Annotated in this window: 23 protein-coding genes; 8 read left to right on the top strand and 15 right to left on the bottom strand. The window is 65.7% G+C overall.

The window, feature by feature from the left end; all coding sequences use genetic code 11:
* Window positions 1-166 precede the first annotated feature (166 nt).
* Window positions 167-1,993 (top strand): translational GTPase TypA, encoded by a 1,827-nt coding sequence (gene typA, locus ACH196_RS31475; RefSeq protein ID WP_396650794.1) that lies wholly within the window; start codon window positions 167-169, stop codon window positions 1,991-1,993.
* Between the two features lie 96 nt (window positions 1,994-2,089).
* Here typA and ACH196_RS31480 read toward each other — a convergent pair whose 3' ends face one another.
* The 7 genes from ACH196_RS31480 to ACH196_RS31510 form a co-directional block, all read right to left on the bottom strand.
* The gene (locus ACH196_RS31480; protein ID WP_396650795.1) at window positions 2,090-3,718 is read right to left on the bottom strand and encodes a copper resistance CopC/CopD family protein; all 1,629 of its coding nucleotides are present in this window, start codon (window positions 3,716-3,718) and stop codon (window positions 2,090-2,092) included.
* 26 nt (window positions 3,719-3,744) lie between these two features.
* Window positions 3,745-4,287 carry a YcnI family protein gene (locus ACH196_RS31485; protein ID WP_396650796.1) on the bottom strand — a complete coding sequence of 181 codons (543 nt, stop codon included), beginning with the start codon at window positions 4,285-4,287 and terminating at the stop codon, window positions 3,745-3,747.
* Window positions 4,288-4,310: 23 nt separating this feature from the next.
* On the bottom strand, window positions 4,311-5,108 hold the full coding sequence (locus ACH196_RS31490) for an ABC transporter ATP-binding protein (RefSeq protein WP_396650797.1): 798 nt from the start codon (window positions 5,106-5,108) through the stop codon (window positions 4,311-4,313).
* On the bottom strand, window positions 5,102-6,112 hold the full coding sequence (locus ACH196_RS31495; RefSeq protein WP_396650798.1) for an ABC transporter permease: 1,011 nt from the start codon (window positions 6,110-6,112) through the stop codon (window positions 5,102-5,104). The genes ACH196_RS31490 and ACH196_RS31495 overlap by 7 nt, the downstream gene beginning before the upstream one ends.
* A gap of 10 nt (window positions 6,113-6,122) precedes the next feature.
* Window positions 6,123-7,184, bottom strand: coding sequence for an ABC transporter substrate-binding protein (locus ACH196_RS31500; RefSeq protein WP_396650799.1), 1,062 nt, complete (start codon window positions 7,182-7,184; stop codon window positions 6,123-6,125).
* Window positions 7,185-7,278: 94 nt separating this feature from the next.
* A complete protein-coding gene (locus tag ACH196_RS31505; RefSeq protein WP_396650800.1) occupies window positions 7,279-8,391 on the bottom strand; it encodes an LLM class flavin-dependent oxidoreductase in 1,113 nt (370 codons plus the stop codon).
* Between the two features lie 20 nt (window positions 8,392-8,411).
* Window positions 8,412-9,581 (bottom strand): acyl-CoA dehydrogenase family protein, encoded by a 1,170-nt coding sequence (locus ACH196_RS31510; protein ID WP_396650801.1) that lies wholly within the window; start codon window positions 9,579-9,581, stop codon window positions 8,412-8,414.
* Between the two features lie 447 nt (window positions 9,582-10,028).
* Here ACH196_RS31510 and ACH196_RS31515 point away from each other — a divergent pair, with 447 nt between their 5' ends.
* The 4 genes from ACH196_RS31515 to ACH196_RS31530 all read left to right on the top strand — a co-directional run bounded on the left by ACH196_RS31515 (window position 10,029) and on the right by ACH196_RS31530 (window position 13,899).
* Window positions 10,029-11,153, top strand: coding sequence for a multicopper oxidase domain-containing protein (locus tag ACH196_RS31515; protein ID WP_396650802.1), 1,125 nt, complete (start codon window positions 10,029-10,031; stop codon window positions 11,151-11,153).
* A complete protein-coding gene (locus ACH196_RS31520; RefSeq protein ID WP_396650803.1) occupies window positions 11,150-12,352 on the top strand; it encodes a ZIP family metal transporter in 1,203 nt (400 codons plus the stop codon). The genes ACH196_RS31515 and ACH196_RS31520 overlap by 4 nt, the downstream gene beginning before the upstream one ends.
* Before the next feature lie 326 nt (window positions 12,353-12,678).
* A complete protein-coding gene (locus ACH196_RS31525) occupies window positions 12,679-13,356 on the top strand; it encodes a peroxiredoxin-like family protein (protein ID WP_396650804.1) in 678 nt (225 codons plus the stop codon).
* Between the two features lie 36 nt (window positions 13,357-13,392).
* On the top strand, window positions 13,393-13,899 hold the full coding sequence (locus ACH196_RS31530) for a cupin domain-containing protein (RefSeq protein ID WP_396650805.1): 507 nt from the start codon (window positions 13,393-13,395) through the stop codon (window positions 13,897-13,899).
* Window positions 13,900-13,958: 59 nt separating this feature from the next.
* Here the strand turns inward: ACH196_RS31530 and ACH196_RS31535 are convergent, their stop codons facing one another.
* The 4 genes from ACH196_RS31535 to ACH196_RS31550 all read right to left on the bottom strand — a co-directional run bounded on the left by ACH196_RS31535 (window position 13,959) and on the right by ACH196_RS31550 (window position 17,077).
* Complete coding sequence (locus ACH196_RS31535) at window positions 13,959-14,207, bottom strand: hypothetical protein (RefSeq protein WP_396650806.1); 249 nt, start codon at window positions 14,205-14,207, stop codon at window positions 13,959-13,961.
* 268 nt (window positions 14,208-14,475) lie between these two features.
* Window positions 14,476-15,171 (bottom strand): SDR family NAD(P)-dependent oxidoreductase, encoded by a 696-nt coding sequence (locus ACH196_RS31540; RefSeq protein WP_396650807.1) that lies wholly within the window; start codon window positions 15,169-15,171, stop codon window positions 14,476-14,478.
* A gap of 127 nt (window positions 15,172-15,298) precedes the next feature.
* The gene (locus ACH196_RS31545) at window positions 15,299-16,417 is read right to left on the bottom strand and encodes a Gfo/Idh/MocA family protein (RefSeq protein ID WP_396650808.1); all 1,119 of its coding nucleotides are present in this window, start codon (window positions 16,415-16,417) and stop codon (window positions 15,299-15,301) included.
* A gap of 33 nt (window positions 16,418-16,450) precedes the next feature.
* On the bottom strand, window positions 16,451-17,077 hold the full coding sequence (locus ACH196_RS31550) for a TetR/AcrR family transcriptional regulator (RefSeq protein WP_396650809.1): 627 nt from the start codon (window positions 17,075-17,077) through the stop codon (window positions 16,451-16,453).
* 150 nt (window positions 17,078-17,227) lie between these two features.
* On the opposite strand from ACH196_RS31550, the gene ACH196_RS31555 reads away from it, so the two are divergent.
* From ACH196_RS31555 to ACH196_RS31565, 3 genes are all read left to right on the top strand, one after another.
* Window positions 17,228-18,256, top strand: coding sequence for an LLM class flavin-dependent oxidoreductase (locus ACH196_RS31555; protein WP_396650810.1), 1,029 nt, complete (start codon window positions 17,228-17,230; stop codon window positions 18,254-18,256).
* A gap of 53 nt (window positions 18,257-18,309) precedes the next feature.
* Window positions 18,310-18,555, top strand: coding sequence for a helix-turn-helix transcriptional regulator (locus tag ACH196_RS31560; RefSeq protein WP_396650811.1), 246 nt, complete (start codon window positions 18,310-18,312; stop codon window positions 18,553-18,555).
* A 71-nt stretch (window positions 18,556-18,626) separates the two neighbouring features.
* Window positions 18,627-19,175 carry a glutathione peroxidase gene (locus ACH196_RS31565; protein ID WP_396650812.1) on the top strand — a complete coding sequence of 183 codons (549 nt, stop codon included), beginning with the start codon at window positions 18,627-18,629 and terminating at the stop codon, window positions 19,173-19,175.
* Window positions 19,176-19,185: 10 nt separating this feature from the next.
* Here the strand turns inward: ACH196_RS31565 and ACH196_RS31570 are convergent, their stop codons facing one another.
* The 4 genes from ACH196_RS31570 to ACH196_RS31585 all read right to left on the bottom strand — a co-directional run bounded on the left by ACH196_RS31570 (window position 19,186) and on the right by ACH196_RS31585 (window position 24,940).
* Window positions 19,186-19,920 carry an SDR family oxidoreductase gene (locus tag ACH196_RS31570; RefSeq protein WP_396650813.1) on the bottom strand — a complete coding sequence of 245 codons (735 nt, stop codon included), beginning with the start codon at window positions 19,918-19,920 and terminating at the stop codon, window positions 19,186-19,188.
* Between the two features lie 69 nt (window positions 19,921-19,989).
* Complete coding sequence (locus ACH196_RS31575) at window positions 19,990-21,138, bottom strand: alanine racemase (protein WP_396650814.1); 1,149 nt, start codon at window positions 21,136-21,138, stop codon at window positions 19,990-19,992.
* Window positions 21,135-22,871 carry a hydantoinase B/oxoprolinase family protein gene (locus tag ACH196_RS31580; protein ID WP_396650815.1) on the bottom strand — a complete coding sequence of 579 codons (1,737 nt, stop codon included), beginning with the start codon at window positions 22,869-22,871 and terminating at the stop codon, window positions 21,135-21,137. Before ACH196_RS31580 ends, ACH196_RS31575 begins: the two co-directional genes overlap by 4 nt.
* A complete protein-coding gene (locus ACH196_RS31585) occupies window positions 22,868-24,940 on the bottom strand; it encodes a hydantoinase/oxoprolinase family protein (protein WP_396650816.1) in 2,073 nt (690 codons plus the stop codon). The genes ACH196_RS31580 and ACH196_RS31585 overlap by 4 nt, the downstream gene beginning before the upstream one ends.
* Between the last annotated feature and the right edge of the window lie 94 nt (window positions 24,941-25,034).

The following is a 25,034-nucleotide window of genomic DNA, read 5'->3' on the forward strand; positions in this document are numbered from 1 at the left end:
CCACGGACGGCCTGCTCGGATCAGGCAAGGACGCATAGGTCCTGCCTAACTGCCGCATGGCAGCCGCGCTTCACAGCCCTTTCGCAATTGCGAAAAATCCGTTATGAGCCCGCCCAACGAAACGCGGCGCATACCGGTATCGCGCCCGCAACTTCCCGAGTTAACAATGAACATCCGCAATATCGCGATCATCGCGCACGTCGACCATGGCAAGACAACGCTTGTCGATCAGCTCCTGAGGCAGGCCGGCTCGTTCCGCGAAAACCAGCGTGTGGCCGAGCGCGCGATGGACTCCAACGACCTCGAAAAGGAACGCGGCATTACCATCCTCGCCAAGGCGACCTCGGTCGACTGGAAGGACACCCGCATCAACATCGTCGACACCCCCGGCCACGCCGATTTCGGCGGCGAGGTCGAGCGCATCCTGTCCATGGTGGATTCGGCCATCGTGCTGGTCGACGCCGCCGAAGGGCCGATGCCGCAGACGAAGTTCGTGGTCGGCAAGGCGCTGAAAGTCGGCCTGCGGCCGATCGTCGTCATCAACAAGATCGACCGTCCCGATGCACGCCACGTCGAGGTCGTCAACGAGGTGTTCGACCTGTTCGCGGCACTCGACGCCAATGACGAGCAGCTCGACTTCCCGATCCTCTACGGCTCCGGCCGCGACGGCTGGGTTTCCGAAAATCCGGAAGGACCGAAGGACCAGGGCCTGGCGCCGCTGTTCGACCTTATCCTGACGCACGTGCCGGCTCCGACCGTGCATCCGGGTCCGTTCCGCATGATCGGCACGCTGCTCGAGGCCAATCCTTTCCTCGGCCGCATCATCACAGGCCGCATAGAGAGCGGCATGCTGAAGCCGAACCAGGCGGTGAAGGTCCTCAACAATGACGGGAACCTCGTCGAGAACGGCCGCATCTCCAAGATCCTCGCCTTTCGCGGCCTAGAGCGCCAGCCGATCGAGGAAGCCCAGGCGGGGGACATCGTCGCCATCGCGGGCCTCTCCAAGGGCACCGTTGCCGACACGTTCTGCGACCCTGCCGTGACCGAGCCGCTGCATGCGCAGCCGATCGACCCGCCGACGGTGACCATGTCGTTCATCGTCAACGACAGCCCGCTGGCAGGGACCGAGGGCGACAAGGTGACCAGCCGCGTCATCCGCGACCGGCTGCTGCGCGAGGCCGAAGGCAATGTCGCGCTGCGCATCGAGGAATCGTCCGAGAAGGATTCGTTCTTCGTGTCGGGGCGTGGCGAATTGCAGCTTGCCGTGCTGATCGAGACGATGCGCCGCGAAGGTTTCGAGATCGCCGTGTCGCGTCCCCGCGTGGTGATGCAGAAGGGTGAGAACGGCGAACTGCTGGAGCCGATCGAGGAAGTCGTCATCGACGTGGACGAAGAGCATGCCGGCGTCGTCGTGCAGAAGATGTCGGAGCGCAAGGCCGACATGATCGAACTGCGCCCTTCCGGCGGCAACCGCCAGCGCCTGGTTTTCCATGCGCCGACGCGCGGCCTGATCGGCTACCAGTCGGAGCTTCTGACCGACACGCGGGGCACGGCGGTGATGAACCGGCTGTTCCATTCCTACCAGCCCTACAAGGGCGAGCTGCCCGGCCGCACCAACGGCGTGCTGATCTCCAACGAGCAGGGCGAAAGCGTCGCCTATGCGATGTGGAATCTGGAAGACCGCGGCCCGATGGTGATCGAGCCGGGCGTCAAGGTTTATCAGGGCATGATCATCGGCATCCACTCGCGCGACAACGACCTGGAAGTGAACGTGCTGAAGGGCAAGAAGCTCACCAACATACGCGCCGCCGGCAAGGACGAGGCCGTCAAGCTGACGCCGCCGATCCGCATGACGCTGGAGCGCGCGCTCGCCTGGATCCAGGACGACGAACTGGTCGAGGTGACGCCGAAGACCATTCGCCTGCGCAAGCTCTATCTCGACCCGAACGAGCGCAAGCGCTTCGAGAAGTCGAAGCTGAGCGGGGCGGCCTGATTTTAATCCGCTTCAACCGACCTGATCCATAGGCCGCTGCCGCCGTTTCCCGCCAGGGGAACGCAGCGGGCAGGCTGTTTTCTAGGGCAGCCCGGCTCATTGCGACGCCTTGCGGACATCGAAGACGTCGATCAGCGTCACCGACCGGAAATCAGACACGAGGACGGTGACGCGAACGATCCAGAACCCGTCGAGCGGCAGGAGAAAGCCGTCGGCGCGATAGGTGCCATCACCAGCCTTCGAGGCATCGCGGGTGAACGGGCCGATGCCGTAGGACGGCTTGTCGAGATCGACGCTGACGCTGATCGGCTCGAACGGCTTTCCGTCGAGAAGCAGGTTGCCGATCTCGACCCTCACCGGACCGGCGATAGACGGATGGATCGACAGAACGGCGCTGATGCCGTCCTTCTCGGCGCGGACTTGCTGAACCTCGAACAGAGCGGGATTTGCCGCGATGGCGCGTGGCGGCGGCGTGAAGCGCCACAGGCCAAGCACCGCGATGACGGCCGTGGCGACGACGATTTCAGCCCCGACGCTGCGCGTCAAACGCCGCGCGGCACCTGCATCGCCCGCGACCACGGGCGTGGTCAGCCAGAAGCGGTTGAGCGCGGCGAGCAGCAGAAGTGCCGCGACCAGAGCAAGCTTGGCCATCAGCACGCGGCCATAGTCGGTATTCCAGAGCGCGGGGATTGTCTGCACTTGCACGATCGCCAGCATCAGGCCGGACAACGCCAGCACCGCCACGATCGCCGGAATGACGCGGGAGAACCGCCGCAGCACCATCGGCAGTTCCGCGCCGCCGCGGACGAGAATCGCCCCCAATGGAAGCAAGGCGCCGATCCACAGCACCGCCGTCACCGCATGCAGGAATACGGCCGGTGCCGTCAGATATCGCGGCGGTGCAGTGGAGGCATGGCCGGCGGAAGCGACCGCCACGCCGACCAGAAGCGTTGCCGCGGAGGCAAGCCAGATTCCAAGGCGGGACCAGTAACCGGCCTGCCCAGCCGCGTAGGCGACGCAGATCGCCATGGCCGCCAGCAGCGTCGAACGGCCATAACTCGTCGCCCACAATCCCGCATGCCAGACATCGGCAGTCACCAGATCGGAAAATGGCGCACCCAGCGCATCAAGCCCCTGGAAACCGATAAGCGCCGGCGCAGCCAGCAAACCGGCGAGCAGTGCTCCCGTCACCCCGCGCGCACCCGGCGGCGGATCGGAGCGGCTGATCAGCGCGAAAAATGCCGTACCGCCCACCCCGACGATCAGGCCGACGAGCAACACGAAGCGCGCCGACCAGAGCCCGATGCGGACCGCCGGGTCGGATTGATCGACGGCCGCCGGCGCGACCGCGCTCGGCGCGCCGATCGAGAACACCAGGCCGCCACCGATCGGATGGCCGTCGGACGAGGCGACGCGCCAGGAGAGGATGTGCGTCCCATTCTCCAGCCCGCCCGGCAGGGTGAGCGTGATGATGGAGCCCTTTTGGCCGATGTCCTTGAGGATTTCGGTGTGTCCGCCCGGATGGATCAGCCGCGCCACGAGCGGCCGGGCGGGCTCGGAGAAACGCAAGGTGACGGTCTGCGGAGCAGCTGCCACAATCGATCCGTCCGCCGGATCGGCGCTGATCAGTTGCGCATGGGCGAGCGCCTGCCCGGCCGCGCCAACAAGCAGAACGGCGGCGAGAAGGATCGCCGCCGCTAGGCTTTTCAAAAAGCTGCCGTGCATTTGGAGCCCCTCGGGGCAAATCCACTTCAGGGAACGACCTTCACCGATGGTGCCGGGAATTTCAGGTCGTCCGACGAGCCGCTGGAAACAGGCACCTCGATCCAGCGCTCCACCCCGGTCTCGCATTGCTGGACGATCGGGATGAAAAGATCGCTACCCTTCGCCGCGGCATCGACCTTGGCCCGGAAGACGAACTCGTCGTAATAGGCGTCGTCCAGCCTGCCGCCCGACCAGGATATCTCCTTGATCGGCTCGCCGTGATCGCCCGCATGCGCGTCGTGCCCGGCTTCCGTCGATCCGGTCGTCCCGGCATCGGCGCGAAAAATGTCGAGCGTCCAACCGGGCTTAGGCTGCGGTTTGGCGTCGCTGAGCTGCTCGGGAATGGAGATGCGGACTGCGACTGTCGGCGAGCCGGCGCAGCCATGCGGCACGCGCAGCACGAATTTCGCCGTGGCGCCGGCCTTGACCTCCTTACCTTCGAAGGTGATGTGCGCCGCCGCCGGCTGCGTGAGGCCGGCGGCGGCAACGGCGAGCAATATCCGCCAGAGATTCGTATAAGGTTTGGTCATCGACAATTCCTTCGGTGGGAGAACTACCAGGTGGCGGCCAGCCCGAGATGGCCGAGCGCCTCGCGGCGCAATTCAGCAAGTTTCGGATCGCCGCGGTGGCGGGGATAGGGCAGGTCGACGGCGATGTCGGCGACGATGCGCGCCGGGCGCGGCCCGAATACCAGCACCCGCTGGGTGAGGAAGAGCGCCTCCTCGACATCGTGGGTGACCAAAAGCGCGGTGAGCCCGGCCTCCTGCCACAGTTTGACGATCTCGCCCTGCATGGTGAGACGGGTCAGCGAGTCCAGCTTGCCGAGCGGCTCGTCGAGCAGCAGCAGTCTCGGCTCGTTGACCAGCGCGCGGGCAAGCGCCACGCGCTGCGCCATGCCGCCGGAAAGCTGGTGCGGATAGGCCTTTTCAAAACCGGAGAGGCCAACCAATTGCACGGCATTGTCGACGCGGTGGCGGGCATTTCTGAGAATGCCCTGCGCCTCCAGGCCGAGCGCCACATTGTCCCAGACGGTCCGCCACGGAAACAGGGTCGGGTCCTGGAAGACCAGGATGCGCGACGGGTCGGGATCGCCAACATTTTCGCCGTCGACCTTGACCGCGCCTTCGGTCGGATGGTCGAGACCGGCGAGAAGCCTAAGCAAGGTCGACTTGCCGCAGCCGGACGGACCGATTAGGGAAACGAATGACCCCGGCTCCACCGAGAAGCTGACATTGTCGAGAACGGGCAGCGGTTCGCCCTTCAGCTCGAACTGGTGCGAGACGTTATCGAGGTCGATCTGCTGGCCGGCGACGGTCGTGTCTGGGGGCTGCTTGAGGGCGAGCGCTACCATCTGACGAGGCCTTTCTGCCAGGAGAGCGTCCAGTCGCGCAGGCGGAACAGGATGGTGATCAGGCTGGAGCACATCAGCGCCATGACCAGCAGCGCGGCATACATGTTGTTGTAGGCGGCCCAGCCCTGCGCCCATTGCAGGTACCAGCCGAGCCCGGCCTTGACGCCCAGCATCTCGGCCACGACCAGCACGGCGAAGGATGTGCCGAGGCCCATGAACAGGCCGACGAAGACGTGCGGCAGCGCCGCCGGCACCGCGACCTTGAGGATCAGGAACCAGGGTTTCGCTCCCAGGGTCCTGGCGATGTCGTAGTAGTCGCGGTTGACGCTGGCGATACCGGACCAGGTCAGGATCGTCACCGGGAAGGCGGTGGCGAGCGCGATCAGGAAGACGCTGGCAGAGCCGCTGGTCGGGAAGATGAAGAAGGCGAGCGGCAGCCAGGCGGTCGCCGGCAGTGGCCCGATCAGCCTGAGCACCGGATGCACCCAATAGCTCGCCGCCTGCGACCAGCCGATGGTGACTCCTGTCAGGACACCCGCCAGCGCTCCGATGAGATAAGCCTTGGCGAGCAGCAGCACGGAATACCAGATGCTGATGCCGAGCCGGTCCCAATCGTCGAAGAACACTTCGAGAATGCTCTGCGGCGAGGAGAAGAACGGCACCGGCAGCCAGCCGGTCTTGGCCGTCACAACCTCCCAGACGGCGAGAAGCGCCGCGGTCGCGATGAACCACGGACCGTAATAGCGGATCGTGTCGGAGGCCGCGCCAAACAGCCGCCCCGTGGCCGCCACCACGACCAGCACGGCGGCAATGGCCAGCGCTATGCCAGCCAGTTCGCGGCCATAGGGCTGGGGGATGATTTCCGGCCACAGTTCGATCAGCGCGGCGACACCGATCCACCCGGCGGCAGCCACGAGGCCGAGCGGCCAGACAGCGGTCCAGCTCCATCCCGTCCGGAAGGAGCCATGGGCGCGCTCGGAGAGCGCCGGGTCGATCGATGCCATATCAGCCTCCTTATGCCGTCAGCACGTCCGCATAGACGCGGTCGGCAAACTGCTGCGGGTCGGTCGAGCGCTTGAACACCTGCACGTCGCGCAGTTCCTGCGCATAGAGCGCGATCTCGGTGCGCAGGTCGGCGCCGGTCGGGTTGTGGCCGTGCGTCTGGTCTTTCAGCACGCCGACGAGATCGGCGACGGTCTTGTCCTTCGGCGCCTGCGGCAGGAAGGCTTCCGCCGCCAGTTCCGGCTTGGCGACGGTGAGGTCCTGCGCTTCCAGCAGGGCGCGGGTCAGCGCCGAGGCGGTCGGCAGGTCATCACGGATCAGGCTGCCGCGCAGGCCGACGATGCAGCAGACGCGGTTCTCGAAGCCGTGGTCGAGGTTGGAGGCGATCTGGATGTATTTCGGATCCTGCAGCCAGAAATAGGCTTTCGGGTCGCCGTCGGCGATGGCGTGGATCTCGCCTGTCTCCGCCGCCAGTTGCAGCAGCTCGCCCGGATATTGCCGCCATTCGACGTCGGCGACCGGGTCGAGGCCCTCCTTGTGCAGCAGGATCGAGAAAAAATTCTTGCCGGGGCTGGCGAGGTCGGAAATGCCGATGGTCTTGCCCTTGAGTTCGGTGAGATTGGTGATGCCGGTCGACTTGAGCGCGACGAGGCGCGAGCAGCCGCCATGCGTGCCGGCGGTGATCTTGACGTCGAAACCCTGCTCCAGCGCCTTCAGCCAGCGCAGAGCCATGCCGACGCCGCCATCGGCCTTGCCGGTGGCGATGGCTTCCAGCAGCGCCTCTGTCGAGGCGCCGAAATTCACCAGTTCGACCTCCAATCCGTATTTCTGGAAGATGCCGTGCTGCTGGGCGACGAACACCGGGGCCAGGCAGATGGCGGTGGCGTTGGTGGCGAACTTCACCTTCTTCAATTCCCCAGTCGCCGCAGCCGACTGGGCCCACAGGCTGTTGGCCGAAAGCGCGCCCAGCGGCGCGGCAAGGCCGAGAGCGCCCGCCGTCTTCAGGAACGAGCGGCGGTCGAGACCGCCGATGAGGGGGTTGCCGTGTGGCGATGCGAAAGTCTTCCAGGTCATCGTCGTTTCTCCTGCGCTTGGCTTGTTGAGCCGTCTTGCCTTGTTGGACTGATGGGATAGTGCGCACAGCCAGCGGCTCCGCGCCCGAATGTGCCTATTCGGCGGCTTCGACGTGGCGCACGCCGTTGTCGCGTTCGGCGACGAGCGCTCGGACGCGCGGAATGAGGTCGCGGCCGTAGTGGAAGGCGTCTTCCAGCGGATCGAAGCCGCGGATCAGGAAGGTGCTGACGCCGAGGTCGTAATAATCGAGCATGGCCTCGGCGACCTGGTGGGGGGTGCCGACCAGCGAGGTCGAGTTGCCGCTGGCGCCGGTCAATGCAGCGATCTCGGTCCACAGCCGCTTGTCGAGGCGTGCGCCCTGCGCGGCTGCGGCCAGCAGTCGGCGCGAACCTTCGTTGGCCGGCTGATGGGTCGGGGTGTTGCCCTTGATCAGCCTTTCGCCGCCGGCGCGCAGCGCCTTGGCGCGGTCTAGGATGCGGCCTGCCTTCGCCCAGGCTTCTTCCTCGGTATCGGCAAGGATCGGACGCAGCGACAGGCTGAAGCGCGGCGAGCGGCCATGGGGAGCCGCGGCGGCGCGGACGCGGCGGATGGTCTCGCCCACCTGCGCCAGCGTCTCGCCCCACAGCGCATAGATGTCGGCATGCTTGCCGGCGACCGCGAGCGCCGCGTCGGACGAGCCGCCGAAATAGATCGGGATGCCATCCGGCCCTTGCGGCTTGACCTCGGAGAAGGCGCCGGTCACGCGGTAAAACTTGCCCTCGTAGTCGAAGGGCTTTGCGCTCGTCCATTCCTGGCGGACGATGTCGAGATATTCGCTGGTGCGGGCGTAGCGCTCGTCCTTTGTCAGGTGGTCGCCATCTTGCGCCAGCTCCTGATCGTTGCCGCCGGTGATGATGTGGACGGCGATGCGCCCATCGCTCAAATGATCGAGCGTCGCCAATTGCCGCGCGGCGAGTGTCGGCGCGGTGAAGCCGGGCCGGTGAGCGATCATCAGCTTCAGGTGCCGCGTGCGCTGGGTCACATGCTGGGCCACAAGGATGCTTTCCGGCGAGGTCGAATGGAAAGCGAGCAGCACGCGGTCGAAACCGCCATTCTCATGGATGGCGGCCGCCGCCGCGATATGGTCGCGATCGATGATCGGGCCGCTGCGGGCGATCGTCTCGGAGGCGTTGTGGTTACCGATATATCCGATGAATTCGACTGGCATGGGAACTCCGTCTTTGATGGTCAGAGGCCGAGAGCGAGCTTGCCGGCGCCAAGCCGGACCGTGTCTTCCTGCGGGCTGTGGATGCGCCCGCACAGCACGTCGCGGTGATGGCGCTCGAGCGGATTGTTGCGTGAAATGCCGTGATTGCCGGTGAGTTTCAGCGCTTTCTCGACGGCGGCGATGGCGTTTTCAGTGGTGACGACCTTGATCAGGCCGGCTTCCGTCAGAGTGAACGGACGCCCTTCGTCGACATCGCGCGCCGCTGATGCGATCAGCCGGCGGTTGACGGCGATAAGCTCCTCGATCTCGCCGACCGCCTGCTGGATGCGGGGAACGGTGGCCAGCGGCGCGCCGAGATTGGTCGGCACGCGCTCCCTGAGGAAGCGCACCAGCCAGTCGCGCGCGGCTTCCGCGACGCCGGTATAGAGTGCCCCAGGCAGTGTGCCGAACCATGCCGCCTGCCCCTCGCCGCGCGTATCCCATTCGGATGGAAGGCGGATATCGGCGGCATGATCGAACGGGACGCGGACGTCCTCCAGCACGGCGTCGTGGCTGCCGGTGGCGCGCATGCCGAGCGGGTTCCAGGTCTTTTCGATGCGAAGACCGGGAGCGTTGGCCGGAACCAGAAAGGCGCCGACGCGCGGCTCGGCCTCGTCGGTGCGCGCCCAGACGATGGCCCAACTCAGGCCTTCGGCGCCGGTCGAATAGATCTTGCGACCGCTGATCGACCAGCCGTCGGCGGTGCGCCGCGCCGTTGTGGCCGGCAGGCCGCCGCGCACCGGCGTGCCGAGCTCCGGTTCGACGCGGAAGGCGTTGATGAGAGCGCCGTTCTCGACCGCATCGCCGATCACCTTGCGCACGAGATGCTCGGGCCAGCGGCCCTTGGGCAGCGTGGCGAGGTTGATATACTGCATGATTAGGATGAGCGCGGTCGACGGTTCGCCACGGGCGATTTCGCGAATGACTTCAGTGGCTTCACCAAGACCGGCGCCACCGCCGCCGAACTCGGTCGGCGCCGTCAGGGCGATGAGGCCGGCCTCATGCAGGCGAAAGATATTCTCATGCGGAAACGCGGCGCTATCATCGTAGTCGCCAGCGGTCTCGGCGAAGGTTCGGGCCAAGCCAGCCGCAATTTCCCCGGAGGTGCGGACCGAGAGCGTTGCCCTTGGACGAAGCGGGGTGACCGTCATCTCGGCAATTCTCCGGCGAAGGACGAGCCCATGCCGACCAGTTTCGTACCAGGCATGCAACTCCCTTTCCTGTTGAAATCGCGTTGCTTTTCGAGATCGATGGGTACGGCACACCACTCATTCGGGTGTTTCGACGCTTCAATGTCTACAATATTTATAGATTTTAAGAAGAAGGAGTCCCCGATGTTTCGAAAGTCCGCGGTCCGTTAGAAAATCGTACCTGCTGCGCAGCCATTCATGAAACCGCCGCGCCGGCACTTTCCAGCCCGTTGATCTCGTCCGCATCGCTCAGAAGCGGCTTGGCCAGGTGGGCAAAGGCATGAGCGCGAAAGACGACCCACCCCGGATGACCCCTGTGGACCGCAACCCATCGGTCATATAGCCATTGCTATATTTCGTTTGTTGTGCTTATTCTCTTTTATCGTGCTAAAGACAGCAGGTTCTCCTATGGGAAAATGGTCGCCGTTTCAAATCACCAGGCGCGGCCTGCTCTGGGGTGGCGTCTCCGCGGCGGGAGGAAGCGTGATCTGCGCAAGCGGGTCATCCCTGGCGCAATCGGACCATTCGGGACATGCATCGGCTCCGACCGCCGATCCAACAGCCGCTGCGGACCACAGCGCCGCCCATGGGGCGATGATCACGGTCGGGGATGTCGATGACGCCCGCAACGGCTTCGATCCGACAAAACTCCTCACCGACTGGGACGCGGGCGTCGTTTCCACGTTGGCCGACGGCCGGACGCTTCGCACCTTCGAGGTCGAGGCGGTGGACAAGGAGATCGAGATCGCGCCGGGCATCATGTATCCGGCGTGGACGTATAACGGCCGCGTCCCCGGGCCGTCATTGAGGGCGACCGAGGGCGAGAGGCTGCGCATCGTTTTCAAGAATTCCGGCTCGCACCCACACTCGATGCATTTCCACGGCATCCACGCGGCGCGGATGGACGGAGTGCCAGGAGCGGGGCTGATCGGCCCCGGCGAGGAATTCGTCTACGAATTCGACGCGCGGCCGTTCGGCTGCCATCTCTACCACTGCCACGCGCTGCCGCTCAAACGGCATATCCAGAAGGGCATGTACGGGCTGTTCGTCATCGATCCCGATCCGGAGAAGCACCCTGAGCAGGCCGACATCGCCCGTTCCCGCCTGCTCGGCACGCCGGAGAATGCCGAGTGGCAGGAATTCGCCATGGTGATGAACGGCTTCGACACCAACTTCGACAACGAGAACGAAGTCTATGCCGTCAACACGGTGGCGCACGCCTATATGAAACGGCCGATCCGGGTGGTCCGCGACAGGCCCGTCCGCATCTACCTGGTCAACGTCGTCGAGTTCGACCCCATCAACTCATTTCATCTGCACGCCAATTTCTTCGACTATTTCGACCAGGGGACCACGCTGACCCCGACACTCAAGACGGTCGACCTCATCACCCAGTGCCAGGCGCAGCGCGGCATCATCGAATTCAGCTTCAAGGATCATGAACCCGGCCTCTACATGTTCCACCCTCACCAGTCGGAATTCACCGAACTGGGCTGGTCGGGCATGTTCGACGTCGTCGAGGCTTTGGCATGAACGCTCCGATCGTTTCCGCCGATGTGGCTCCTCTCCGCGCGGGAAAATCCCGCCGAGCGCTTTTGTGGATGATCCTGCCGCTGGCAGCCCTTGTCCTGGCGATCGCCTGGCTGCTGATTGCCGACCCGCTTCGGAATTTCGGCAACGGCGCTCCGCCGGTCGAGAACCTGACCTTCGAGCGGACGATTCTTTCATCCGACGGCATCCGCGTCCTCGTCCGCGCCGGGGGCTCGGAGCCGATGACCATCGCCCAGGTCCAGGTGGACGACGCCTACTGGCAGTTCACACAAGAGCCAGCCGGGCCGATCGCGCGCGGCGCCACGGCCTGGATACACCTGCCCTTCCCCTGGGTGCTGGGGGAAGCGCATGCCATCAACATCGTCACCAATACCGGCGCGACGTTCGGGCACGAGATCGCGGTGGCGGTGCCGACCCCGACACGTGACGCGACAAGCCTGGTGCCGCAGGCAGTGCTTGGCATATTCGTCGGGCTCGTTCCCGTCGCCATCGGAATGATGTTCTATCCGGCGCTGCGCGGCGTCGGCCGCGACGGCATGAATTTCCTGCTCGCCCTGACGGTCGGCCTGCTCGCGTTCCTCCTGGTCGACGCCACCGCCGAGGCGTTCGAACTTGCCGGCGAGGCGGCGGCGCTGTTCCAGGGACAGGCGATGGTCGTGCTCGCGGCAGTCGCAAGCTTCCTTCTGCTGATGGCGGCCGGGCGCCGTGAGGGCGTGCCGACGGGGCTTGCACTCGCCACCTTCATCGCGCTCGGCATCGGCCTGCACAATCTCGGCGAGGGTCTGGCCATCGGCGCGGCCTTCGCGGCTGGCGCTGCCGGGCTGGGCACCTTCCTGGTGCTGGGTTTCATGATCCACAACATCACCGAGGGCATCGGCATCGCCGCGCCAATGCTTAAAGTGCAACCGCCGCTCTGGACGTTCGCCGGACTGACGCTGCTGGCGGGCGGGCCCGCCGTCATCGGCCTGTGGATCGGAAGCCTCGCCTATGCGCCGCAATGGTCGGCGCTGGCACTGGCCGTCGGCGCGGGAGCCATCCTCCAGGTCATCGTCGAGGTCACCGCCTATCTGATGCGGTCGGACGGCAGAGGCCGCGGAGCCCTGACGACGCCGGCCACGATGGCCGGATTGGCCGTCGGAGTGGCATTCATGTACCTGACGGCGATGCTCGTGAAAGTCTGACCTGCCCTCAATTCTCATATTGCGGCATGCACGCTCTCGCTCCGACGCGCTTGACGCGGTCCGTATGGGCTTGGCGGCCGGATCGCGATCTGCCCTGACAGGGAAGCCGATCCAGAAAACCGATGATCGCTTCGTCGCCGGGCCGACCCCGGCGACGAAGCGATCATCGCAGCGCCCGCAATTAGACAAATCATTGCCCTGTGAAATCTCTCGCGCAATTTTTTGTCTCGTGTCGCGACCTTGCGTCCCTATCCTGATCAGGACGCGATGGCCGGGCCATCGCCCATGCTGCTTCGGCGGCCAATCCCACCGATGGAGAAAAACCGATGGCACGCGTTCAATCGCTCAACCAGACCCTCGCGGAATTCCAGGCCAAGCGGGCCGAGACGATGCCGGCCGATAAGTTGAAGATCAATGTCGATCAGCGGCGCCTGCTCGTCGAGACCGCCGACCGTTCGGCCTTCGTGAAAGCCAGTGACCAGGTTCAGCCTTTCGAACTGACGGAAGTGGATGCGGGTCGGCTGTCGCTCGCGGCGCTCCTCAAGAATGGACCGCTGGTGCTGATCTTCTTTCGCTTCGCCGGCTGCCCCGCCTGCAACATCGCCCTTCCCTATTACGACCAGCATCTCGCCCCCGAACTGCGCCGGCTGGGCGCCATGCTGGTCGGCGTCAGCCCGCAGGCTCCGGACAAACTGCGGCACATCAAGGACCGCCACCATCTGGATTTCCTGATCGCCACCGACACGGACAATGCATTGGGACGCCGCTTCGGCATTCTCTATTCCTTCGACGAACCGTCGCGCCGCGCTTCGATCGAGAGCGGCAGCCCGATCGGCGAGGTGACGGGAACTGGAACCTGGGAACTGCCGATGCCGGCGGCGGTCGTCATCGATCAGTCCGGCACAGTGCGGTTTGCCGATGTCAGCCCTGACTGGCTTGTGCGCACCGAACCGGGCGATATCATTGCGGCGGTCCAGACCATTGCGACCCGAGCGGCCGCTTAGCAAGCCCCGACCGGCGCAGAAACAAACGAGACGACCTTGACCAAAGATCACAGCCACGACGGCCATCATCACGACCATGACCACGACCATGCGCCGATCGACTGGCGCGAGAACGGGGTGAAAGTCATCCCCGGCAACTCGCTCGACCCCAACACCGCCCAGACGCCGGGCATGAACCGCGCCACGGCGATCAGCAAGGCGCGGGCGGGTGCCGAAAAGATCTGGGCCGGCACGGTGACCATCCACGCCAACGCCAAGACCGGCGCCCATCATCACGGCGACCTGGAGAGCATCATCTATGTGGTGAAGGGCAAGGCGCGCATGCGCTGGGGTGAGAGTCTCGAATACGTCGCGGAAGCCGGCCCCGGCGACTTCATCTACGTGCCGCCTTTCGTGCCGCACCAAGAGATCAACGCCAGCCGCGACGAGACGCTGGAATGTGTTCTCGTCCGGTCAGGCCAGGAGCCGGTAGTCGTCAATCTCGACATCGAACCGGTGGAGGCACCGGAAGAGGTACTATGGATCGATCCGATTCACAGGTGAAAGCACTGTGAATTCGGATGGGCGACGGCGGTTGGCATCCAATAGCCCAAAGGCAGGTTTCACGCCTTTTTCCGTGGGCGCTCGTCTTCCTCCATGAGGTAGACCAGACCGGGTTTGACGATCCATTCGCCCGCACGCAGCGCTTCGACATCGAAGCGGCCATCCGCGTCACGCGGTGCGACGCCGGCATAGCGGTATCGCAATCCGTTTCCATCGATCACCGTTTCGGCGATCGGCTGGCCGGCGAAATGGCCGATGACGGTGCCTTCTGGCCGAAGGTTTGCGAGGACGAAATATTCGGTCGGCATGCTTCGGCCGACGCGCGGAGACAGCCGGAATCGGGTTGGTGTTTTGTACATTGCAGGTCGCTGCTTTCACACGGGCCGCGGCCGGACGGCATCGCCCGGCCTTTTTCGACCCAAAAGGACACCCTCATCAGATAGTCCGCAGCCACATATGAATTCGAGAGCAGCGCCGATCCCGGTTTATTAGAGCGGCATTATGAGCCGGCATGCTCCGGCGTCCGTCGAGGTGTTTTCTCCGTGCCATTCGGAGCCCGCAGGCGTCCGCCGAAAATCAGAATGTCTCGACCCATGGCCTGAGTTCGAGTTCCCATGTCCAGGCGCTGCGGTGCTGGCGGTGGATCGCCAGATAGGCTACGGCGATGGCGTCCGGAGACAGAAAGCGATCCGGCGGATCGGAAACGGCCGATCGGCCGGTGGCCTCGGAAGCGATCCCGCCATCGATGATGAAATGCGCGACATGGATGTGCTTTGGTGCAAGCTCGCGGGCCATCGACTGGACCAGCCCGCGCAGGCCGAATTTCGGCATGGCGAAGCCCGCCGAGCCCGGAAAACCCTTTACGCTGGCGGTCGCGCCGGTGAACAGAATTGAGCCGGAGCCGCGGGCAAGCAGCCGGCGCGCGGCCTGCTGGCCCACCAGGAACCCGCCATAGGCGCCGATGAGCAGCGCCTTTTTCACTTCTTCGGCATCCAGATCGGCAATGCTGCCGCGGGCACGGACACCGGCATTGAACACTGCGAGCGCCAGCGATCCGGCGCTGTCGGCGACATCGAACAGGTTCGCGACCGACACGGCGTCGGAGACGTCGGTGGCGACGGCCTGGGCGCCGGTCTCGGCCAGCAGCGGGCCAAGCTTGTCGACATTGCGCGCGGCGAGGACCACGCGGAATCCCTCGCGGGAAAGCAGCCGCGCCAGCGATGCGCTCAAGCCCGGACCTGCTCCGGCGATGACGGCGACGTCGGTTGTCATGAAATTACTCCTTTTGACCGGACCAGTTCAGTTTTCCGCCGGCCGAGCCCTGCCGGATCATTTTCGTGGCGAACCGTGCCCGGTCGATTTTCAACATGGCACCGGCATCATATGCCGATTATACAGGTCACCAGGTTCCGGGCGAAGCGCGGCGGCCGCTGTCGGCCGCGGACTCGATCGCGGCGATGAGGCAGTGCACCTCGACCGCGTCGTCGAAGGATGGGGCAGTGCGCGTGCCATCGCGCAGGTCGGCCGCCATCCTGGCATAGATGCGGGCGACATTGCCGGGAACGACATCCTCGGGAAATCCGGCTCGATAGGACGCGGGAATCTCCAGCGGCCGCAGCTCGTGGTCGTCGCCCCGTCCGCCTTCCAGCGAAAGCGGGATCATCTGAGCGTGGCCGGACGGGCCGGTGAGGCGGATGTCGCCTGCGGTTCCGTTGATCTCCCAGACGAGGCCGACGCCGCCGCGCGGCTGGCCGCCGCGGTAGTGAATGGAGACCGGCGCGCCGCTTGCAAGCAAGCCGCTCACCAGCACCTGGTCGGGCGAATTCATCGGCAGCGTCGCGCCGGTATCGAGCGCGATCACCGACTTGCGCCGGTTTGCCAGCACCGCCGACAATTCGGCGACATCGCCCAGCACGCCGCGGAATGCCGCGAGCGTATGGCCGAGCGGGATCGTCAGCATCGTAGCGCCATTGGCGCGGTCGAGCATATAGGCACCGATCGCCTGGCTGTCGATGGCAGCGCCCCAGCCGCGGCCCCGGGCGGTCAGCGTGGTCGACAGCACCTCGCCGACGAAGCCGTCGGCGATCAGCTTGCGCAGATACTCGATCTCCGGCGCGACCCGCGCCTGGGTGCCCACCACGCCGAGGACTCCCCTGGCTTTTGCCAGAGCCGCCATCTCCTCGGCCTCGGCCAGTCCGTTGCCGAGCGGCCATTCGCAATAGACGTGCTTGCCCGCGCCGACCGCCGCCTTCACCAGTTCAAAGTGATGCGGCACCTTGACCGTAACAGCGACGATATCGACATCCGGCGAGGCGACCAATTCGGCGACATCGGCAAAGGCTCGCGGAATGCCGGCAGCGCTTGCCGCCGCCTCGGCGCTGGCCTGGCTGGTGTTGGCGACGCCGGCAATCTCGAAATCATCCGCCAGCGCACGCAACGCCGGGACATGCGCGCGCGACGCCCAGCTTCGGCCCGGCTGCAAGCCGACGATGCCAACCCGAAAACGCTTTGCAGCCATGCCCAAATCCTTCCCGATCGGAATGTGTCGCCGTCAACCGGCCTTGCCGGCGCTGCCCCGGCCGTGGTCGAGATAACCATGCGCCAGCATCTCGTTCAGCGAACCGGCGCTGGTGCCGCAGGTCTGGGCGCGGTTCAGCACCCAGGCTATCCCCAGCGCGCCCAGGAACAGGTCATTGGCTGTCACCGAATGCCGCGCATGGCCATCGATTTGCGCTCGCGCCAAAAACTCGCCGGTTATCGAAACCAGCGTGTCGCAGGAGAACGCAAGCGGCGAGCCATGTTCCTTGACCGCCGCGAGCACCGGCGCCGGCAACCCGTTGAAGGTCCGCAAATAGTCCTGCAGCGCCTCCAGCCATGTCCGCAGCGCCGTATCCGCGTCGGCGATATCGCGAGCCTCGCGCGACACCGCCAGCAGTTCGGTCTGCCTGCTCCGCAGCGCGGCGGCCAGCAGGGCTTCGCGCGATGGAAAATGCCGGTAGAGCGTGCCGGCGCCGACGCCGGCTTCCCGCGCCACCTCTTCCAGCGATGCGCCGACGCCGTGCGTGGTGAAATGGCGAATGGCGGTCTCGAGAATACGGCCGCGATTGCGCCGCGCGTCGGCGCGCAGGTCCGGCTCCTCCTCGCCAGGGACATCGGCATTCATGACATCGATATTCATGCGGCGCTCACGGCAGCGGTTTGCATTGACAGAATATGGAGGCAGCCTCCATATAGCGTCAAGAGAAATGGAGGAAGTCTCCGTTTCTTTCTGAAACGATCCGGCTGGGACTTTCTTTCTGCCGGCGAACGACCTTTCCGGGAGCAGCCGATGACCACCTTGTCGATCCTCGAACTTGTTCGCGTCACCGAGGAGACCGATGCGCGTGGCGCGCTCGACAATGCCCGCGACCTAGCCGGCCATGCCGAGAACTGGGGCTATCGCCGCATCTGGGTGGCGGAGCATCACAACATGCCGGGCATCGCGAGCGCGGCGACCTCGATCGTGCTCGCCCATATCGCGGCCGGCTCGAAGACCATCCGGGTCGGCGCCGGCGGCATCATGCTGCCCAACCATGCGCCCTATGTCATCGCCGAGCAGTTCGGCACACTGGCGCGGCTGTTTCCGGGCCGCATCGACCTCGGTCTCGGGCGCGCGCCAGGCACTGATCAGATGACGCTGCGCGCACTGCGCCGCACGCCCGAAAACGCCGACAATTTTCCGCAGGACGTTCTTGAACTGCAGGCGTTCCTCGCTCCGGCCGGTCCGAACCAGCGCATCCACGCGGTGCCGGCGGCGGGAACGGAGGTGCCGTTGTGGATTCTTGGATCGAGCAATTTCGGAGCCATGCTAGCGGCCGAACTCGGCCTGCCCTATGCGTTCGCCTCGCATTTCGCGCCCGAACTGCTCATCCCGGCACTGCAGATCTACCGCAGCCGCTTCAAGCCCTCGGAGCAGCTCGACCGGCCCTATGCAATGGTTGGCGTCAACATCATCGCCGCCGAAACCGACGCCGAGGCGCGCCGGCTGGCGACCACGCAGCAGATGTCCTTCGCCAGCATTTTCCGCGGCGCGCGCGGCCTGAGCCAGCCGCCAATCGACGATATCGAGACCTTCTGGTCGCCGATGGAAAAGGCGCAGGCGATGCGCATGCTCGAACGCTCCATCGTCGGGGCGCCCGACACGGTTCGCGCCGGCATCGACGCGCTTGTCGAGGAGACCGGTGCCGATGAATTGATCGTCGTCTCCGATGTCTACGACCACCAGAAGCGGCTACGTTCCTTCGAGCTTATCGCCGAGGCCGCCGGAGCCGACGCCACACGGCAGCCATCCAGGCTCGCCCGCACGGCGAACGGCTGACACAGCCTCCGGCCGGATTGCCTCTAGAACCAACGCAGAAAATGGAGATGCCCATGTCGAGCACTGCAAAGGACCATACGCTCCCCGAGGTCGTCGCCGCCGCGGTCATGGCGGGAACCAACATCGTCAGGGCGATACGCGAATCGGTGGGCTACAGCGTCGAGGAACTGGCGTTGACCTGCGGGCTGGCGAACGCCGAAATTTTGGCGATGGAAGCCGGCACCGACGCCGATCCCGGCAAGCTCAGGCGCATCGCCCATGCGCTCGGACTGCCCGAGCAGGCATTGCTCGACAGTTGACGGCGGCACCGCCGGCGTGTTCCAGCATCGGCGTGCACGATACCCAAGCCGCTTGATGAAGGACCGATCCCATGACCAGTTCCCCGCGTGAAATTCCGATCCGGCAGGCCGACGGTTCGTCCACCGACTTGAACGCCTATGCCGGCAAGGTGCTTTTGATCGTCAACGTCGCCTCGAAATGCGGGTTCACACCGCAATATGACGGGCTGGAAGCGCTCTACCGCAATTATCGCGACCGCGGCTTCACCGTGCTCGGCTTTCCCGCGAACGAATTTGCCGGCCAGGAGCCTGGCACCGACGCGGAAATCCAGGATTTCTGCCGGTTGACCTATGGCGTCGAGTTCCCGGTCTTCGCCAAGATCGCGGTCAAAGGTCCGGACCAGGACCCTCTCTATCGCTGGCTCACCGGCGCGATGCCGGACGCGGTGTTCAAGCCCGGCAGCGACCTTGTCAAGCGCCTGGCGGCGCATGGGCAAGCCAGCGGCAAGGGCGAAGTGATGTGGAACTTCGAAAAATTCCTGGTCGGCAGGGACGGGCGTGTCGTCGGCCGCTTCGGGTCCGATGTAGCGCCGCAGGACGATATCCTCGTCAACGCCATCGAGGCCGCGCTGGCGGCATAGCGAGGGCCGCTCAGCGTGCCATGAAGCCGCCGTCGACGGGAATGGCGAGGCCGTTGATCATGCGGCTCTCGTCGGAAAGCAGGAAGGCGATCGTTGCCGCGATGTCGGCGACCTCGGCGAACCGGCGCAGGGGAATCCGCGACAGGACCGGCTCGGACTTCTCCGGATCGCTCCAGGCGCGCGCCGCAAGCTCGGTCATCGTCACGATCGGATTGATGCAGTTGACCCGGATGCCGTGGACGCCGAGTTCATTGGCCATGACGCGGCTCATTGCGTCGAGCGCACCCTTGGATGCACAATACGAGGCGTGATCGGCGAAGCCTATGAAGGAGGAGATGCTCGACACGTTAACGATGGCGCCCGGACGCCCCGAGGCGATGCGTTCGCGAGCGAACTCCTGTGCGAGGATCATCGCCGCGCGCGTGTTGACCGCATAGACCTCATCGAAGCTTTCGACCGCGACGTCAACGAACTTCTCGAGGATGTTGATGCCGGCGCAGTTCACGAGAAAGTCGGCGGGGAGCGCCTGCCTGGCGGCGGCGCGCGCCTGCCCAGGGTCCGCGAGTTCGGCACGGATCGTCGCGCAGCCGGTCTCGGCGGCGAGGCTGTCGAGGTCGGACTGTGTGCGCGAGATCGCAACTACCTCGGCGCCCTGTTCGGCGAGCAGGCGCGCCGTCTCGCGGCCGATGCCCTTGCCGGCGCCGGTGACGATTGCCTTTCTGCCGGAGAAGTTCGGCGGTGCCATGGCTCAACCTCGATCTGCATTTTCACTTACACGACGCTTGTCGAGCGGCGACTATTGCAACGATATCGTTCAATCGGAAAGACCCCGTCCCTCGATCGGCCAGATGGCCTCCAGCACGTCGTCGCGCACGAGATGAACCACGTCGTACAGGTTGGCGGTCGGGTCGCAATGCGGCACGGTGCATTCGAGCCGCGCGCCGGCCGGCGGCGGGGCATGCCCGTCATGCGTCTTCAGCCGGCCGAATTCATCGCCGGCCCACGCAATCGTGCCGATCTCCACGCCGTCAAGAAAGGCGCGGGGCGGCGGTCCGTCGATGGCGAAACTCTTGGTGCCGCCGTCGGTGATCGCCTCGCCATTCGCGCTGTGGGCGATGACGGTCACGGCAACGAACAGTGCGAACCGAAAAACCTCTTCGCCGGCGCCGTGCAGATCGACCGGGCGGTAGCCCTCGTCCATGAACACGTAGGAGCCGGCCTGCACCTCCGTCAGCACCTGGTCCTCGAAATCCAGCATGTGACTTCCCGTACCGCCGCCGGTTATGATGCCGGGAGCCAGATCGGCAGCCTTTAGCGCAGTGACGATCGCCTGAAGCCGCTCATTCGCAACGCGATTGGCGGCGCGACGTTCTTCAAAGCCGAGCACATGCTGAACATTGCCCGCATAGGCCTGCACGCCGGCATAGGTGACGCCCTCTTCGGCCTCGATCATCCGCGCCAAGGCCACCGCTTCGGCGGGCGTCGTCACGCCGGTGCGCCCAAGGCCGGTATCGCAATCGACCAGTATGGAGATTGTAGCGCTGGCGGCGCGTGCCGAGGCGGCGTAGTCGGCAATCAATTGCGCGCGGTCGACCACGACCGCGATGTCCGCGCCGCGCGCCGCGGCGGCAGCCAGCCGGTCGATCTTCAGCCTGCTCGCCACCGGCGCGGTCAGCATCAGCGGATTTACGCCGGCTTCGAACAGCGCCAGCAACTCACCCGGCTTGGCGCAGGCAATCCCCAGCGCTCCGGCTTCAAGTTGCGCCTTGGCGATTGCCGCGCATTTGTGTGTCTTGGCGTGGGGACGAAGCCCCATTCCGCGCACTGCCGCCATTTCCGCGAGAACGCTGACATTCTTTTCGAACGCCGTGGCGTCAAGCAGCAGCGACGGCGTCTCTAGCCGGGCGCGGCTTCCCGCTGCGCCGACAAGCGGCGCATTCAGCGCGGCAACCCCGTTGCTCATTCCGCCGCTCCCTGTGTGGCTCCGGCACGTAGCGCCCGCGTCGCGGACTGGTCGATGCTCAGCGTAGCAGGATCGACCACCACGCCGTAGTCGCGCGCCGCGCCGGCAACAGAAACTTTTTCTTCGACGACATCGGCCAAGACCCGTGCCGGTTCGCGTGCGAACGCATCGCCGAATCCGCCGCCACCGGCTCCAACCAGCCGGAACACCTCGCCGGCCCTGGCGGTGAAGGCATGCATGGGCATCGCCGGCAGCAGGTGTTCGCCGCCATCCGATGAGATGAGGACATGCGCCGAGGGCGCACCCGTGCTGCCGCCTTCTATGCCGAAGGGCGGATGATCGCGCCGGTCACCGCGCAGGTTGAACCCCATGTCCTGAAGGAAACGGAACTCGCGGACGAAAGCGAGACCGCCGCGGTTGCGGCCGGGACCACCCGAATCCGCGACGAAACCGTAGCGCACGACCTCCACCGGCATCTCGGCCTCGATCATCTCGATCGGCTGGTTGGAGATGTTGGCGGCGGGATTGGAGATACCTTCTATGCCGTCGCGGTCGGCGCGCGCGCCCCATGTGCCGACCAGCATCTCGTTGAGCACGAACTGCCTGCCCTGATAGGTGCCGCCCGCCGCCATCAGGTAAGGCCCGCCCTCCGAGCCGGCGATGGCGCGTTCCGGCACGACCTTCGCCAAAGCCTGCATGATCGTGTCGAACACGCGGTAGCCGACGACGCCGCGCGCGCCGCAGGCTGCGGGGAAGACCGGATTGAGCAGGCAGCCCTCCGGCGCGCGCACGGTGATGGGTTTGAGATAACCGTCGCAGTTCGGGATATCCCTGTGCGACAGACAGCGGATCGCGGTGAAGGCCGCCGATTCCGGCAGGGAAATCGGACAGTTGATGCTGGCCGCAACCTGGTCGGACGTGCCGGAAAAATCGATGTCGATCGTATCGTCGGCTATCGTGACGGTGGCCCGGATACGGATCGGCGTGGGATTCTCGCCCAGCCCGTCAAGAAAATCCTCGCCGACATAGACACCGTTCGGCAGTTCGCGGATGGTCTCGCGCATCATCGCCTCGGCATGGTCGTGCAACGCCTCGACATAGGCCGGGAAGCCGGCGCCGTAGCGCTCGACAAGCGCGGCCAGGCCCCTTTCGGCGATGGTGCAGGCGGCGATCTGCGCGCGCAGGTCGCCGAGCACCTCGACCGGCTGGCGAGTATTGGACTCGATCAACGCCAGCAGCGAAGCGTTTGGCCGGCCCGCCTCGTGCAGCTTCATCAACGGGATACGCAGGCCTTCCTGCTGGATCTCGGTGGCGTAGATCGCCACGCTGCCCGGCACGATGCCGCCGAGGTCGGTATGGTGCGCCACCGTGGCGGCGAAGCCGGCGAGTGCGCCCTGATGGAAGATCGGCTTCAGCACATAGACATCCGGCAGATGCTGTCCGCCCGACCCATAAGGATCGTTGGTGATGAAGATGTCGCCCGGCGCCATGTCGCCGCCGAACCGCTCCTTCAGGAAGCGCATCACGCGCGGAAAGGAGCAGAGCTGGATGGGCAGCGTCAGCCCCTGGGCGATGATGCGGCCCTGCGGGTCGCAAAGGCCGGTGGAGTAGTCCATGATGTCGCGGACCACCGGCGAATAGGCGCTGCGCATGATGATCAGCGCCATCTCGTCGGCGATGGACGACAAGCCGTTGCGGATGACTTCGAGCGTGATCGGATCGACGCGGCTCATAGGGTCACCTCGATCTCTATGTTGCCGGCGGCGTCCAGCCAGGCGGACGCCATGGGCGGCACCACGCAGGTGCAGTCGTAGTCCTCGATGATGAAAGGCCCCTTGCGCGGCCTACGGTCCAGCGCGTCGCGCCCGATCACCGGCGTCAGGACAGGCTCCGTGCCGAAGGCGACCGGCCGGTCGCGGCGTTCGAAAGCGGGCGTCGCCGCGAACCGGGCGATCTTCGACGCCATCGGCACCCGCACATGCATGCGAACATTGACGATCTGGACAGGGTCGCCGCCGGAGCGGTGGCCGTAGGTGCGCTCGTGCTCGGCATGGAAGCCTTCGACCAAGGCGGCGACACCGGCCTCCGCATCCCCAGCGATATTGAGTTCATAGGCCTGGCCGAAATAACGCAGGTCGGCGCTGAAGCGGAAATCGGCGGACGCCGCGTCATAACCGTCGGCGGTCAGCGCCTGCAGCGCGCGGGCGCGCAATTCGGCCTTCAGGCAGGACAGACGCCCCGGCGGCAGCAAGCGTGCATCCGCCAGCACGGGCTGGACGAATTCCTGCTCGACGTCGGAACGCAGCAGGCCGAAACCCGAGAACACGCCCGCCGCCAGCGGCACCACGATGCGGCGGATGCCGAGCGCGGCGGCGATGTCGGCGGCGACGACCGGACCATTGCCGCCGAAGGCGACGAGGGTGAAGTCGCGCGGGTCGCGCCCGCGGTAGGTGGAGACAGCCTTTACGGCGCGCGTCATGGTCGAGACGGCCAGCGTCAGCACGCCGCGCGCCGTCGTCATGAGATCCTGTCCGAGCGGTTGCGCAACCTGGCGGCGCAACGCGTCGCGGCCGGCCTCGGCGTCGACCCGGATCGAGCCGCCGGCCAGCGTCGCATCGTTGATGTAGCCCAGCGTCACGAACACGTCGGTCAGCGTGGCGCGGGTGCCACCGCGTCCGTAGCACACCGGGCCAGGCATGGCGCCGGCGCTCTCCGGGCCGACCGTGACGCGGCCTAGCCCGTCCAGCGCCACCAGGCTGCCGCCGCCGGCGCCGATCTCCGAAACATCGATGAACGGCATCTTGATAGGGTAGCCACCGCCCTTGACCAGCTTGCTGGACAGGTTGATGCCGGCGCCGACCTCGTATTCGTCGGTGCGCGCCGCCTCGCCGTTTTCGATCAGCGCCGCCTTGGCGGTGGTGCCGCCCATGTCGAAGGAGATGATGTTGGCACCCCGCCCCTCGCCTCGCACCAGCCGCGCGCAGGCGATGACGCCAGCCGCCGGACCGGATTCGACCAGCGAGGCGGCGCGCCTGACGGAGGCCGCCAGCCGCATGATGCCACCGCCCGAATGCATCATCTCGATCGGCGCCGTCACACCGATCGCGGCCAGCCGGCCGGCGAGTGCCTGCGCGTAGTTGCGGATGACCGGGCCGACATAGGCGTTGACCACCGCCGTCGAGGTGCGTTCGTATTCGCGAATCTCGGGCAGGATTTCCGAGCCCCGGCAGATATAGACGCCGTCGCCCAGGACATCGCGCAGGATCTCCTCGGTGCGCAATTCGTGCGCCGCGTTGGCGTAGGCGTGCAGGTAGCTGATGGCGACGGCCTCGACGCCCTGCGCCCGGAAGATCTCGGCGGTGCCGAGCACGTCGTCCTCATCCAACGGAATACGGACCTTGCCGTCCGGCCCCAGCCTCTCGCGCACCTCCAGCCGCAGCCGGCGCGGCACCAGCGGCGGCGGCTTGTCGTATTGCAGGTCGTAGAGGACCGGGATGCGCAGCCGCCGCAACTCCAGCACATCGCGAAAACCGGCCGTGGTGACGAGGCCGGTCCGCGCGCCCTTGAATTCGAGGATCGTGTTGGTGGCCACCGTGGTGGCATGCACGATGCCGGTGATCGCCTTGGGATCGATGCCGAGGTCGCGGATCAGCGCGTCGAGGCCCTCGGCGATGCCGCGGCTGTAGTCGTCGGGTGTCGAGGCGACCTTGCGGATGTCGACCGTGCCGGCATCGTCGACCAGTGCGATGTCGGTGAAGGTGCCGCCTATGTCGATACCGATGCGATAGGTTGGCGAGGTCATTCTGTCACTTCTTCAGGCGGAATTCGGGGTCGGGGGGGGGGGGGGGGGGGGGGGGGGGGGGGGGGGGGGGGGGGGGGGGGGGGGGGGGGGGGGG

The organism is Mesorhizobium sp. IMUNJ 23232 (assembly GCF_044326205.1).
Lineage (GTDB): Bacteria > Pseudomonadota > Alphaproteobacteria > Rhizobiales > Rhizobiaceae > Kumtagia.

Bases quoted from the DNA above. Each gene is read 5' to 3' on its own strand.
- ACH196_RS31495 (WP_396650798.1), bottom strand. From the start codon at position 6,112: ATGGCATCGATCGACCCGGCGCTCTCCGAGCGCGCCCATGGCTCCTTC.
- ACH196_RS31490 (WP_396650797.1), bottom strand. From the start codon at position 5,108: ATGGTAGCGCTCGCCCTCAAGCAGCCCCCAGACACGACCGTCGCCGGC.
- ACH196_RS31480 (WP_396650795.1), bottom strand. From the start codon at position 3,718: ATGCACGGCAGCTTTTTGAAAAGCCTAGCGGCGGCGATCCTTCTCGCC.
- ACH196_RS31565 (WP_396650812.1), top strand. From the start codon at position 18,627: ATGACCAGTTCCCCGCGTGAAATTCCGATCCGGCAGGCCGACGGTTCG.
- ACH196_RS31585 (WP_396650816.1), bottom strand. From the start codon at position 24,940: ATGACCTCGCCAACCTATCGCATCGGTATCGACATAGGCGGCACCTTC.
- ACH196_RS31575 (WP_396650814.1), bottom strand. From the start codon at position 21,138: ATGAGCAACGGGGTTGCCGCGCTGAATGCGCCGCTTGTCGGCGCAGCG.
- ACH196_RS31555 (WP_396650810.1), top strand. From the start codon at position 17,228: ATGACCACCTTGTCGATCCTCGAACTTGTTCGCGTCACCGAGGAGACC.
- typA (WP_396650794.1), top strand. From the start codon at position 167: ATGAACATCCGCAATATCGCGATCATCGCGCACGTCGACCATGGCAAG.
- ACH196_RS31550 (WP_396650809.1), bottom strand. From the start codon at position 17,077: ATGAATATCGATGTCATGAATGCCGATGTCCCTGGCGAGGAGGAGCCG.
- ACH196_RS31485 (WP_396650796.1), bottom strand. From the start codon at position 4,287: ATGACCAAACCTTATACGAATCTCTGGCGGATATTGCTCGCCGTTGCC.
- ACH196_RS31545 (WP_396650808.1), bottom strand. From the start codon at position 16,417: ATGGCTGCAAAGCGTTTTCGGGTTGGCATCGTCGGCTTGCAGCCGGGC.
- ACH196_RS31535 (WP_396650806.1), bottom strand. From the start codon at position 14,207: ATGCCGACCGAATATTTCGTCCTCGCAAACCTTCGGCCAGAAGGCACC.
- ACH196_RS31580 (WP_396650815.1), bottom strand. From the start codon at position 22,871: ATGAGCCGCGTCGATCCGATCACGCTCGAAGTCATCCGCAACGGCTTG.
- ACH196_RS31515 (WP_396650802.1), top strand. From the start codon at position 10,029: ATGGGAAAATGGTCGCCGTTTCAAATCACCAGGCGCGGCCTGCTCTGG.
- ACH196_RS31560 (WP_396650811.1), top strand. From the start codon at position 18,310: ATGTCGAGCACTGCAAAGGACCATACGCTCCCCGAGGTCGTCGCCGCC.
- ACH196_RS31500 (WP_396650799.1), bottom strand. From the start codon at position 7,184: ATGACCTGGAAGACTTTCGCATCGCCACACGGCAACCCCCTCATCGGC.
- ACH196_RS31510 (WP_396650801.1), bottom strand. From the start codon at position 9,581: ATGACGGTCACCCCGCTTCGTCCAAGGGCAACGCTCTCGGTCCGCACC.
- ACH196_RS31505 (WP_396650800.1), bottom strand. From the start codon at position 8,391: ATGCCAGTCGAATTCATCGGATATATCGGTAACCACAACGCCTCCGAG.
- ACH196_RS31540 (WP_396650807.1), bottom strand. From the start codon at position 15,171: ATGACAACCGACGTCGCCGTCATCGCCGGAGCAGGTCCGGGCTTGAGC.
- ACH196_RS31570 (WP_396650813.1), bottom strand. From the start codon at position 19,920: ATGGCACCGCCGAACTTCTCCGGCAGAAAGGCAATCGTCACCGGCGCC.
- ACH196_RS31525 (WP_396650804.1), top strand. From the start codon at position 12,679: ATGGCACGCGTTCAATCGCTCAACCAGACCCTCGCGGAATTCCAGGCC.
- ACH196_RS31520 (WP_396650803.1), top strand. From the start codon at position 11,150: ATGAACGCTCCGATCGTTTCCGCCGATGTGGCTCCTCTCCGCGCGGGA.